This window comes from Pseudomonas sp. GP01-A4, assembly GCF_058780865.1.
The window spans coordinates 53565-64651 of the sequence record NZ_JBYSWF010000040.1 but is presented as its reverse complement, the minus strand read 5'-3'; the positions used below and the strand labels follow the sequence as shown (position 1 = coordinate 64651).

13 protein-coding genes are annotated in these 11087 nt (G+C 61.1%); 7 read left to right on the top strand and 6 right to left on the bottom strand.

Annotation, left to right across the window (positions count from 1 at the left end):
- Positions 1-87: 87 nt before the first annotated feature.
- Positions 88-843 (bottom strand): spermidine synthase, encoded by a 756-nt coding sequence (locus AC3WKX_RS21575; RefSeq protein WP_102605070.1) that lies wholly within the window; start codon positions 841-843, stop codon positions 88-90.
- Positions 844-961: 118 nt separating this feature from the next.
- Here AC3WKX_RS21575 and AC3WKX_RS21570 point away from each other — a divergent pair, with 118 nt between their 5' ends.
- Entirely contained in the window at positions 962-2308 is a 1347-nt protein-coding gene (locus tag AC3WKX_RS21570; protein WP_087693647.1) for a class II 3-deoxy-7-phosphoheptulonate synthase, read from the top strand.
- Here AC3WKX_RS21570 and AC3WKX_RS21565 read toward each other — a convergent pair.
- Positions 2288-3517: a winged helix-turn-helix domain-containing protein gene (locus AC3WKX_RS21565; protein ID WP_003218683.1), complete on the bottom strand. Its 1230-nt coding sequence runs from the start codon at positions 3515-3517 to the stop codon at positions 2288-2290. The genes AC3WKX_RS21570 and AC3WKX_RS21565 overlap by 21 nt on opposite strands.
- A gap of 45 nt (positions 3518-3562) precedes the next feature.
- Positions 3563-3769, bottom strand: coding sequence for a DUF1127 domain-containing protein (locus AC3WKX_RS21560; RefSeq protein WP_003218685.1), 207 nt, complete (start codon positions 3767-3769; stop codon positions 3563-3565).
- Positions 3770-3839: 70 nt separating this feature from the next.
- Here AC3WKX_RS21560 and AC3WKX_RS21555 point away from each other — a divergent pair, with 70 nt between their 5' ends.
- Positions 3840-4721: a LysR family transcriptional regulator gene (locus AC3WKX_RS21555; protein ID WP_023659060.1), complete on the top strand. Its 882-nt coding sequence runs from the start codon at positions 3840-3842 to the stop codon at positions 4719-4721.
- On the opposite strand, the gene AC3WKX_RS21550 is transcribed toward AC3WKX_RS21555, so the two are convergent.
- A complete protein-coding gene (locus AC3WKX_RS21550) occupies positions 4711-5460 on the bottom strand; it encodes a sulfite exporter TauE/SafE family protein (protein WP_102605071.1) in 750 nt (249 codons plus the stop codon). The two genes, AC3WKX_RS21555 and AC3WKX_RS21550, sit on opposite strands and share 11 nt — an antisense overlap.
- A 108-nt stretch (positions 5461-5568) precedes the next feature.
- Between AC3WKX_RS21550 and AC3WKX_RS21545 the strand changes: the two genes are divergently transcribed.
- From AC3WKX_RS21545 to AC3WKX_RS21530, 4 genes are all read left to right on the top strand, one after another.
- Entirely contained in the window at positions 5569-6519 is a 951-nt protein-coding gene (locus AC3WKX_RS21545; RefSeq protein ID WP_102605094.1) for a LysR family transcriptional regulator, read from the top strand.
- Between the two features lie 77 nt (positions 6520-6596).
- On the top strand, positions 6597-7049 hold the full coding sequence (locus AC3WKX_RS21540) for a MarR family winged helix-turn-helix transcriptional regulator (RefSeq protein ID WP_003218693.1): 453 nt from the start codon (positions 6597-6599) through the stop codon (positions 7047-7049).
- A 253-nt stretch (positions 7050-7302) separates the two neighbouring features.
- Positions 7303-7722, top strand: a complete 420-nt coding sequence (locus tag AC3WKX_RS21535) for an organic hydroperoxide resistance protein (RefSeq protein ID WP_003218695.1) — start codon at positions 7303-7305, stop codon at positions 7720-7722.
- 25 nt (positions 7723-7747) lie between these two features.
- A complete protein-coding gene (locus AC3WKX_RS21530; protein ID WP_102605073.1) occupies positions 7748-8764 on the top strand; it encodes an alpha/beta hydrolase in 1017 nt (338 codons plus the stop codon).
- Between the two features lie 67 nt (positions 8765-8831).
- Here the strand turns inward: AC3WKX_RS21530 and AC3WKX_RS21525 are convergent, their stop codons facing one another.
- A complete protein-coding gene (locus AC3WKX_RS21525; RefSeq protein WP_003218698.1) occupies positions 8832-9404 on the bottom strand; it encodes an elongation factor P in 573 nt (190 codons plus the stop codon).
- A 49-nt stretch (positions 9405-9453) separates the two neighbouring features.
- Positions 9454-10587 (bottom strand): elongation factor P maturation arginine rhamnosyltransferase EarP, encoded by a 1134-nt coding sequence (earP, locus tag AC3WKX_RS21520; protein WP_008437768.1) that lies wholly within the window; start codon positions 10585-10587, stop codon positions 9454-9456.
- A 131-nt stretch (positions 10588-10718) separates the two neighbouring features.
- On the opposite strand from earP, the gene AC3WKX_RS21515 reads away from it, so the two are divergent.
- Positions 10719-11087 carry a hypothetical protein gene (locus tag AC3WKX_RS21515; protein ID WP_003218702.1) on the top strand — a complete coding sequence of 123 codons (369 nt, stop codon included), beginning with the start codon at positions 10719-10721 and terminating at the stop codon, positions 11085-11087.

Below are 11087 nucleotides of genomic sequence, written 5' to 3'. Positions count from 1 at the left end.
TGGGGCGTTTGCCAAAAGTGACCCGCTGTAAGAGCGGAACCATAAGCGGCCGTTACCGCAGCAACGGATATGTACACAATCAAAACCCTACGTAGCCGGCCGAATCGCCTTGATCAGCGACTGCAACGAATACCCCAACCGCGACGCCAACCCCTCAGCCCGCGCCGACAACGCCGCCACATCGAGCACCTGATCCAGATCCGCCGGCACCAGCAAAATCACATTCCCCTCCTTCACCGGCAACTCCCAATAATGCCGGTGATACAACCCACGCAACAACGCCGCCCCCAAAGGCTTCCCATCATCCGTAGCCCACTGATTAATCACCAACCACCCCCCCGGGTTCAGCTTCTTCTGGCAATTCTCCAGAAACGTCCAGGCCAGGTGCCCAACCCCAGGGCCAACATCCGTATACAGGTCGACAAAAATCAGGTCCGCCGACTCAGCCGAAGGCAGCAATTCCAACGCATCCCCAACGCGGATATACAGCCGAGGATCATCATCCAGCCCCAAGTACTCAATGGCCAGACGCGGCACATCAGGCCGCAGTTCGATGGCCTCAACATCTTCCAAAGGCAAAAACTTCAGACAGGCCTGGGTCAACGTCCCAGCGCCCAAGCCCAGGAACAACGCACTCTCCGGCTGCTCATGGCACAACGCCCCAATCAGCATCGCGCGGGTGTAGTCATACTCCAACCAGCTCGGGTCAGCAGTAAACACACAACTCTGCTCGATGGCATCGCCAAACTCGAGAAAGCGGTAATCGGCCACTTCCAGCACGCGGATCATGCCGAAGTCATCATGGACCTCGGCCAGCAGGCGCTCGACGCGCTCCTCAGACATTGCAACTCCTAACGGCGTGCCAACGGGAAAGCCGGGATTGTGGGCGAACCGGCGGCAGCAGGTCACGTACTAATTGCTGATAACATGACGGCCCGACCGCAAATCACTCGAGTTCATGATGAGCCAACCCTGGAGCCCCGACAGCTGGCGCGCCCTGCCGATCCAGCAACAACCCCAGTACCCTGACGCCGCGCATTTGTCGCAGGTCGAGCAAAACCTGGCGAGCTATCCGCCGCTGGTGTTTGCCGGTGAAGCCCGTGAGTTGCGCCGTCAGTTTGCCGAGGTGACCCAGGGTCGCGCCTTCCTGTTGCAAGGCGGCGATTGCGCCGAGAGTTTTGCCGAGTTCTCGGCGGCAAAAATCCGCGACACCTTCAAGGTGCTGCTGCAGATGGCGATTGTGATGACCTTCGCTGCCGGCTGCCCGGTGGTCAAGGTCGGGCGTATGGCGGGCCAGTTCGCCAAGCCGCGCTCTTCCAACGATGAAACCATCGACGGCATCACCCTGCCCGCCTACCGCGGCGATATCGTCAACGGTATCGGCTTCGACGAAAAAAGCCGCGTGCCCGATCCGGACCGCCTGCTGCAGTCCTACCACCAGTCCACCGCCACCCTGAACCTGCTGCGGGCGTTTGCCCAGGGCGGTTTTGCCGACCTGCACCAGGTGCACAAGTGGAACCTGGACTTCATCGCCAACTCCGCCCTGGCCGAGAAGTACAGCCAACTGGCCGACCGCATCGACGAAACCCTGGCCTTCATGCGTGCCTGTGGCATGGACAGCTCGCCGCAACTGCGCGAGACCAGTTTCTTCACCGCCCACGAAGCGCTGCTGCTCAACTACGAACAAGCCTTCGTGCGCCGCGACAGCCTGACCAACGACTATTACGACTGCTCGGCACACATGCTCTGGATCGGTGATCGCACCCGCCAACTTGACGGTGCCCACGTCGAATTCCTGCGCGGGGTGAACAACCCGATCGGGGTCAAGGTCGGCCCGAGCATGAACCCCGACGACCTGATCCGCCTGATCGACATCCTCAACCCGGACAACGACCCGGGCCGCCTGAACCTGATTGCGCGCATGGGTGCCAGCAAGGTCGGCGACCATCTGCCCAACCTGATCCGCGCGGTACAGCGCGAGGGCAAGCAGGTGCTGTGGAGTTCCGACCCGATGCACGGCAACACCATCAAGGCCAGCAGCGGCTACAAGACACGGGACTTCGCGCAGATTCTCAGTGAGGTGAAGGAGTTCTTCCAGGTGCATGAAGCCGAAGGCACTTACGCCGGCGGGATTCATATCGAGATGACCGGGCAGAACGTCACCGAGTGCATCGGTGGCGCGCGGCCGATTACTGAAGACGGGCTGTCGGACCGCTACCACACCCACTGCGACCCACGGATGAATGCCGATCAGTCGCTGGAATTAGCATTCCTGATCGCCGAGACGCTAAAACAGGTCAAGCGTTAAAAGCTCTACCCGCAACCGTGCCGCACTGGCCCGCTGGCAATTGAGCTGTATCTGCTCAAGCCCGAGCCAGTCGGCCATCTGCCGCAGATTCAGGGCCAGCGCGCGCATGCCCTCCTCGTCCAGCCCCGGCTCTTCCTCGTGAACGGCATGCACCGCCAGGCGTCCGGCCGCCCGCTCCGCCCGCAGATCCACGCGCGCGGCAATCCGCTCGTTGTGCAGGAACGGCAGCACGTAGTAGCCATATACCCGCTTGTCCTGGGGCGTGTAGATCTCCAGCCGATAGCGGAAATCGAACAACCGCTCGGTACGGCTGCGCTCCCAGATCAGCGAATCAAAAGGCGATAACAGTGCGCTGGCAGGCACCTTGCGCGGGACTTTCGGCTCGGGCAGGCAATAAGCCGGCTGTTTCCAGCCCTGCACGTCGCAGGTGATCAATTGCCCATCCTCGACCAGCTCCGCCAGGCGCCCACGGCTGTCGGCCGGGTCCAGACGGAAATAGTCGCGCAGGTCTTTTTCAGTGCCCACCCCCAGCGCCGTGGCGCTGTGCAGCAGCAAACCGCGTTGCGCCTCAGCCTCGTCCAAGGGGGGTTGCTGGAGAATGTCGGCCGGGATCACACGCTCCGGCAGGTCATACAAACGCTCAAAACCCCGCCGCCCGGCGACGGTCACCTGGCCGGCGGCGAACAACCATTCCAGCGCATGCTTTTCATCGCTCCAGTCCCACCACGGGCCGGCGCGCTCCTCGCGGGTCGACAAACTGCCCGCACCCAGGGCGCCTTGTTGTTCGACGATGCCCAGCACCCGGGCGATGGTGGCCTGCTGCTCGCGACCAAAACGCGCCATTTGCTGATAGATCCCCTGCCCCCGGGCCGCCCGTTCCATGCGCCAGCGCATCAATGGGTACAGCGCCATTGGCAACAACGACGCCTCATGGCCCCAATATTCGAACAGCGAGCGGCGCCGCCCCGAACTCCAGGCGGCTTGTTCTAGAATCAACGGAGAGTAATGCCCCAGACGGGAAAACAGCGGCAGGTAGTGCGAACGCACCACCGCATTTACCGAATCAATCTGCAACACGCCCAAACGCTCAACCAGGCGATTGACCTGCGCCGCCTTGATCAACGCCGGCGGCTGGCGCCCGGAAAAACCCTGGGCGGCCAGCGCCAGGCGTCGCGCCTGCTTGAGGGAAAAGGACAGTTCTGCGGGCATGGGCATCTCCTTGTGTGCTCGCGAACCACCCTACTGCATCCCGAGTCATTTTCGCAGCGGGTCTTCCCAAAAATGCCGGCGGCTTTCCTGCTCGACATCGCCACGGTTGAGCCCGATGTCCTTGAGCGCCTCATCGCTCATGCTCATCAACAGCTGACGCTCACGGTGCACGGCCATCCACCGGGAACCCAGTTGAAGCAGCCCGGAAAACGGCCGCTTCGCCATCAGTACAAAGCCTCTTTGACCTTTCATCATCTCGCCCTCCAGTGGGGATGACTGAAGTCTGTGCCTGGCGCTATGATCAATCCAACGAATGTTTCTTATGCAATACATCTCGGAGATTGATCAATTGTCCAGCTACCCGAGTATCGACACCGAGGTGCTGCGCACCTTCGTCGCCATCGCTGATCAAGGGGGCTTTACCCGCGCCGGCGAGCAGGTCAACCGCACCCAGTCGGCGGTGAGCATGCAGATGAAACGCCTGGAAGAAGATGTGTTGCAGCGCAAGTTGTTCGAGCGCGATGGCCGACAGGTGCGGTTAACGCCCGAAGGCCAGGTGCTGCTGGGCTACGCGCGCCGGATCCTGAAGCTGCACAGCGAGGTGTTCAACACGTTGCGCGAGCCGCACATGGTCGGGTTGGTGCGCATCGGCACACCCGACGATTACGTGATGCGCTACTTGCCGGGGATTCTCAAGCGCTTCTCCAAGGCTTACCCGCTGATCCAGATTGAAATGCACTGTGAGTCGTCGCCGGTGCTGATGCAGCGCCGGGACCTCGACCTGACCGTTATCAGCCGCGAACCGGGAAATGAAATCGGCGAACTGCTGCGCCATGAACGCATGGTGTGGGTGGCGGCGCCCTGCTTCTGTATGGATGAGCACAGCGCCCTGCCCCTGGCCATTTCCGGCCTCGACAGTTTTTGCACGCAGTGGGCACGCGCCGCGCTGGACGCCCAGGGGCAGGAGTACCGACTGGCGTATCACAGCTCCAACGGGGCCGCGATCCTCGCAGTGGTGGGTGCCGGCCTGGCCGTCACGATCAATATGGAAAGCCTGGTGACCGAAGACCTGCGCATATTGGGCACAGCGGACGGTTTTCCGCCGCTGCCGTCGGTCAACCTGCGGCTGTTGCGCAACCCGCGCACCACCTCGCCGATTACCGAATGCCTCGCCGAATACATCCTCGAAGGCTTCAAACTTTAAACGTCAGCATCACCGCACACACCGCCAGGAACCCGCAGAACAGCCCGCGTAACATGCGCTCCGGCATGGCGTGGGCGACTTTCACGCCCCAACTGATACTGAGCAAACCGCCGACGGCCAAAGGCACGCCGATCAGCCAGTCCACTTCGTGGTGCCAGGCGTAGGTCACCAGGGTCACGCTGGTGCTCGGCAGAGCCAGGGCCAGCGACAGCCCTTGGGCCACCACCTGGCTGGTGCCGAAGATGCTGGTCAGCACCGGCGTGGCAACCACTGCACCGCCCACCCCGAACAAGCCACCCATGGAGCCTGACGCCGCGCCCAACACCCCAAGCCACGGCCAGGAATAACGCATCTGCGCTGACGGCGGTGCATTGTGGGTAAACATTCGCAGCAGGTTGTAGGACGCCAATACCAGCAGAAACGCGATAAAACCCACCCGCATCACGTCAGCATCGATCCCCACCGCCCAGATCGAGCCCAGCCAGGCGAAGGAAAAACCCATCACGCCCAACGGCAGTGCATGACGCAATTCAATCCGGTTGCGCTGGTGATAACGCCACAACGCCAGCATCACATTCGGCACCACCATCACCAGGGCCGTGCCTTGGGCGATCTGCTGGTCGAGGCCGAAAAATACCCCCAGCACGGGAATGGCAATCAGCCCGCCGCCGATGCCGAACAAGCCACCGACCGTGCCCAACGCTACGCCCAGCATTAAATACAACGTTAAATCTGCCACCCGCTCGCTCCTGCTGTTCCCAGGCCTTGCATGCTACGCAGTCCGCTCTGGTGCGGAAACGCACAGCAACGCACAATGGCTGTGCCAATCTCGCACAAGCAGACGCTGATGAACCCCAATACATTGACCGATCAACTGAGCCTGTTTCTCGACGTACTGGAAGCCGGCAGCTTTTCCGCAGCCGCGCGCCGTCACCCGCTCACGCCCTCGGCCGTGGCGCGGCGCATCGACAGCCTGGAAAGCTCGGTGGGTAGCCGGCTGTTTCAACGCAGCACCCATGCGGTGGTGCCGACGCCCGCCGGCCTGGCGTTTGCCGAGCGCGCCCGGCGGATTGTCAGCGAGCTGCAACTGGCGCGGGCCGAAGCGGTGTCGCTGAGTCATGCGCCTGAAGGCTTGATCCGCGTGGACGCACCGGCGGCCTTCGGCAGGCGGCATTTGGCGCCTGCCATCGCTGACTTTCTCAATGTCTATCCGGGACTGGACGTGCACCTGCACTTGATCGACAGCTTTGTCGACATGCAGGGCGAGCATCTGGGCAAGGTCGACCTGGTGCTGCGGGCCGGGCATATCGTCGACACCCGGCTGATTGCCACGCCACTGGCCAGCATCGTGCGCATCGCTTGCGCAAGCCCGGCCTACCTGAAAAGCCGTGGCACCCCGACCCATCCCAGCCAGTTAAGCGAGCATGACGGCCTGGATTGGGAAGGCCTGGCACCGATGTTCGCCTGGCGTTTTGAGCTCGATGGGCGCAAATCCACCTACCGCCCGCAGCGCATTCGCATGAGCGCCAATAACGCCGAAGCCCTGCTTTCAGGCGCGCTGGCCGGACTGGGTGTTGCGCATCTGCCCACCTGGCTCGCCAGTGAATACCTGGTGCGCGGTGAACTGGTCCCGATGTTCTGCGAGAACGGCCTGCCGACGCCTGAAACCGCGGGCATCTATGCGCTCCGCCTGGAGCAACACGCCAACGCCCGCAGCCGCTTGTTGCTGGAATACCTCAAGGCGCGCTTCAGCCCTGTGCCGCCCTGGGACCTGGCACTGCAAAGCGGCCTGGGTTGACCGGCCGGACAGAATTGTCTGGCGCGTTAAAGATTTGCCCGCTAGATTCGAAACCAGACACGTTTTAAGGCACTGCCATGACCAAGCCCCTCGATACCTGCGAATCCTTGTTGCTCGACAACCAACTGTGTTTTGCCCTGCATTCCACCTCGTTGTTGATGACCAAGGTCTACAAACCGCTGCTGCAAGCCCTCGGCCTGACCTATCCGCAGTACCTGGCCATGATGGTGCTGTGGGAAGAGGATGGCTTGACCGTAGGCGAAATCAGCAATCGCCTGCTAACGGATCCCGGCTCCCTGACGCCGCTGCTCAAGCGCCTGGAAGCCGAAGGCCTGCTCAGCCGCACCCGCAGCCGCGAAGACGAGCGCGTGGTGGTGGTTGAATTGACCGAGGCCGGGCGCGCCCTGCGGGACAAAGCCATGGATATTCCACAGTGCATCCTGGGCGCCAGCGGGCTGGACATCGAGCAGTTGCGCAAGCTGCAGGGCGATTTACTGGCACTGCGAAAAAACCTGCAAGTCTCCCTCTAAAGGCACCACGCATCAAAAAATGTGGGAGCGGGCTTGCTCGCGAATGCGGTGGATCAGTCAATGCATCTAGTGACTGTCACACCGCATTCGCGAACAAGCCCGCTCCCACATTTGTTTGTGCAATGCCTGGCTATCAAAGCACGCAAAATATTTTCCAAATATATCTTGCGCACTAACTATTAGCGCGATACATTCACCTCGCCACTTACTTAGCGCGCAAACATTTAGCGCAGATAATGACGAGGAAATCACCATGCAAGCTCTCTACACCGCAGTAGCCACCGCCACCGGCGGCCGTGATGGTCGTGCTGTTTCCAGCGACAACATCCTCGATGTAAAACTCTCCACGCCAAAAGAACTGGGCGGCGCGGGTGGCCAGGCCACCAACCCGGAACAACTGTTCGCCGCCGGTTACTCCGCCTGCTTCATCGGTGCCCTGAAATTCGTCGCCAGCCAGACCAAACGCAAAATCCCGGATGACGCTTCGATCACTGCCCACGTCGGCATCGGTCAAATCCCCGGCGGTTTCGGCCTGGACATCGACCTGCACGTCAGCTTGCCCGGCCTGGCCCAGGACGACGCGCAAAGCCTGGTCGACGCTGCGCACCAGGTTTGCCCTTACTCCAACGCCACCCGTGGCAACGTCGATGTACGCCTGCACGTAACCGTCTGACCCACGCGGTTTTTTGGAGAAGAACATGAACACATTTGGCAAAGTACTCACCGGCACTCTGCTCGCCTTCTCGATCACCAATGCCTTTGCGGCCGGCGGTGACGTGGAGCACAACACCCAGGCGTTTCTCGATGTACTGAACGCCGGCACCGGCAAACCGATGGAGCAACTGATGCCCAGGGAAGCCCGTGCGGTGCTGACAGGTGCACAGTCAGGCGTGAAACTGACGCTGCCCAAGGCCGACGTGAGCCAGAAGACCATTCAGGTCGATGGCCAGCCGCTGAGCCTGACCATCGTGCGTCCGGCCGGGGTCAAGGGCACATTGCCGGTGTTCATGTTCTTCCACGGCGGTGGCTGGGTACTCGGGGATTTCCCGACCCACGAGCGTCTGGTACGTGACCTGGTGGTGGGGTCGGGAGCGGCGGCGGTGTTCGTCAACTACACGCCATCACCTGAAGCGCACTACCCGGTGGCGATCAACCAGGCGTACGGGGCAACCAAGTGGGTGGCCGAACACGGCAGCGAGATCAACGTTGATGGCAAACGTCTGGCCGTCGCCGGCAACAGCGTCGGCGGCAACATGGCAGCGGTGGTCAGCCTGATGGCCAAGGACAAGGGCACACCGTCAATCAAGTTCCAACTGCTGTTGTGGCCGGTGACCGACGCCAACTTCGACACCGGGTCCTACAACCAGTTTGCCGAAGGCCACTTCCTGACCCGCAACATGATGAAGTGGTTCTGGGACAACTACACCACCGACACCAACCAGCGCGCCGAGATCTATGCGTCGCCCCTGCGGGCAAGCACCGCGCAGCTCAAGGGTTTGCCACCTGCGTTGATTCAGACCGCAGGCTCGGACGTGCTGCGTGACGAAGGCGAAGCCTATGCCCGCAAGCTGGATGAAGCCGGTGTACCGGTGACCGCCGTGCGCTACAACGGCATGATCCATGACTACGGTTTGCTGAATGTCGTCAGCCAGGTACCGGAGGTTCGTTCGGCGCTGCTGCAGGCGTCCGAGGAGCTGAAGCAACACCTGAAGTAAAAACCGGCACCCACAAAAAAGCCCGACGCATGGTCGGGCTTTTTTTATCGTACCGGTGGCGCAAGAATTACTTCTTGGCGCGACCTTTGTACGAACCACCTTCACGGGTGTCGATCTCGATCAGGTCGTCGATTTCGATGAAATCGGCTACTTGCAGTTCGGTACCGTTAGCCAGCTTGGCGGGCTTCATCACCTTGCCCGAAGTGTCGCCGCGAGCGGAACCTTCGGTGTAGGCAACCTTACGCACGATAGTGGTCGGCAGCTCTACGGAAACCAGACGGTCTTCGAAGAAGATAGCTTCGCAGACGTCTTCCATGCCTTCTTCCACGAACGGCAGAACGGCTTCGATGTCTTCAGCGTTCAGCTCGTACATGGTGTAGTCGGTGGTGTCCATGAACGTGTAGGTGTCGCCGCTGATGAAGGACAGGGTCGCTTCTTTGCGGTCGAGGATCACGTCGTCCAGTTTGTCATCGGCGCTGTAGACGATCTCGGTCTTGTAACCGGTCAGCAGGTTCTTCAGCTTGGTCTTCATGATTGCGCTGTTACGACCAGACTTGGTGAACTCAGCTTTCTGAACCAGCCAAGGGTCGTTTTCGAGACGGATCACTGTACCGGGTTTCAGTTCTTTACCAGTTTTCATTGCGAATATCCGAAATTTGGATGGGATTTACAAAAATCAAGGTCGCGTATCATATCCAATTTACATAAAACTGTACCAGCGCCGTCGCAAGATCGGTCCGCGAGGCTTGTTCCAGAGCCCATTTCTCGGCGTTCGCGGTCACTTCCGGCCAGTGTTCCAGCAGCATTTTCCAGCAAAGTGCCATATCGCCATCAGCGTTCCAGGCCTGCCAAAGGCCGACCAACGCGACTTTCGCAGCCGGAGACAGACCTTCGGTATACAACTCAAGGAACGCATCGAGCTTGTCCAGGTGAATGTCTTCGTCCTGGCGATAGATATGCCACAACAGTGGCCGCCCGGCCCATTGCGCCCGCACGAACGAGTCTTCGCCGCGCACGGCGTTGAAGTCGCAGCACCACAACAGCCGGTCGTATTGCTCCTGGCGCACAAACGGCAGCACTTGCACGGTCAACCCGTCGCGCCGGTGCACATCACCTACTTCCAATGACTCGACCCCCAGCCAGCCCTGCACATCTCCGAGGATCCGCCCTTCCGGCACCAGCAGATGAGTGGCGCGCCCATCGGCCGCCAGCACGTCGAGCCAACTGGCCAGCCCGGCGTTTTCATAGGCGAACAACGACATCATCCGCGCACCGTCCACCGGGAAAACCCCAAGCGCCTGCAGAAACTGCTGCCGGGCGGCGGCGTCTTGCTGGAAGGCATCGCGCTGTTCCAGCAGCCCCGCCTCACGCAATAAACCGCCGGTGCCGGGACGGAATCCGGGAAAGAAGAAGTACTTTTGCACGCCCTTGAATTTCACCGAGGGCAAACCGTGGCAGCCGACCACCCAGTCTTCGGCGCTCAGGTAATCCAGGTTCATCCACAGCGGCGTGCGGTCGCGTGCGGCCATCGCCTCCATGTAGTCAGGCGGCAATTGACAGGCGAACGCAGCGATCACCACGTCTGCCGCGTCGGTCGCCGGCCAGTCGGAGGGCCAGTAGCGCACGTCGACGCCCTCTTGCCATTGCTGGTGCACCTGCACATCAATCTCGGGGCACATGCGTTCGAACGCCCGCAGGTCATCGACCCACAAGCGCACCGCACACCCTTGTTCCGCCACCAATTGCCGGGCCAGGCGCCAGGTCACGCCGATGTCGCCGTAGTTATCGACGACGCTGCAAAAAATATCCCAGCGGGCTTTCATTCCGGGCTCCAACGCTCAAAGGCTCGATTGTCCGTATAAATGCCTCGATACAGAAGGGTTGATCGCGATTATTCTGCGCGCGGCTGTGGGACAATCGGCGCCATGCCGCACGTGCCTGCCAGGAGGCCACCATGTCTGATCGTTCGTTCTCGCTGTTCAAACTCAGTATCGCCGTGGCCTTCGGCCTGTGGCTGGGGTTTATCGCCATTGTGCTGAGCGTGTGGCTGGCTTCCCGCTACCTGCCCGAGCAAACCGTGGCGCCGGTGGCCCGAGTGGTGCAGCAACTGGGCAAGCCAGAGGTGGTTGCACCGGAGCCGCCGAACCGGATGTTCGAGCAGTACCAGGAGAACCTGCGCAAGCAGGAGCAACAGCAAACCCTGGACCAGGCCCGCAACAACCCGCGTAACCTGTCCAACCCCAAATGCCAGTTCTGGCTGCAACAGGACCAGAACGCCCCCAACGACAAGAGCCGGGCCAACGTCCTGCAATTTTGCGATTGA

Excerpts from the sequence above, each read along its gene's own strand:
- AC3WKX_RS21525 (WP_003218698.1), bottom strand. The coding sequence starts at position 9,404 with ATGAAAACTGGTAAAGAACTGAAACCCGGTACAGTGATCCGTCTCGAA.
- AC3WKX_RS21575 (WP_102605070.1), bottom strand. The coding sequence starts at position 843 with ATGTCTGAGGAGCGCGTCGAGCGCCTGCTGGCCGAGGTCCATGATGAC.
- AC3WKX_RS21570 (WP_087693647.1), top strand. The coding sequence starts at position 962 with ATGAGCCAACCCTGGAGCCCCGACAGCTGGCGCGCCCTGCCGATCCAG.
- earP (WP_008437768.1), bottom strand. The coding sequence starts at position 10,587 with ATGAAAGCCCGCTGGGATATTTTTTGCAGCGTCGTCGATAACTACGGC.
- AC3WKX_RS21565 (WP_003218683.1), bottom strand. The coding sequence starts at position 3,517 with ATGCCCGCAGAACTGTCCTTTTCCCTCAAGCAGGCGCGACGCCTGGCG.
- AC3WKX_RS21555 (WP_023659060.1), top strand. The coding sequence starts at position 3,840 with ATGCAATACATCTCGGAGATTGATCAATTGTCCAGCTACCCGAGTATC.
- AC3WKX_RS21535 (WP_003218695.1), top strand. The coding sequence starts at position 7,303 with ATGCAAGCTCTCTACACCGCAGTAGCCACCGCCACCGGCGGCCGTGAT.
- AC3WKX_RS21530 (WP_102605073.1), top strand. The coding sequence starts at position 7,748 with ATGAACACATTTGGCAAAGTACTCACCGGCACTCTGCTCGCCTTCTCG.
- AC3WKX_RS21545 (WP_102605094.1), top strand. The coding sequence starts at position 5,569 with ATGAACCCCAATACATTGACCGATCAACTGAGCCTGTTTCTCGACGTA.
- AC3WKX_RS21540 (WP_003218693.1), top strand. The coding sequence starts at position 6,597 with ATGACCAAGCCCCTCGATACCTGCGAATCCTTGTTGCTCGACAACCAA.
- AC3WKX_RS21515 (WP_003218702.1), top strand. The coding sequence starts at position 10,719 with ATGTCTGATCGTTCGTTCTCGCTGTTCAAACTCAGTATCGCCGTGGCC.
- AC3WKX_RS21560 (WP_003218685.1), bottom strand. The coding sequence starts at position 3,769 with ATGAAAGGTCAAAGAGGCTTTGTACTGATGGCGAAGCGGCCGTTTTCC.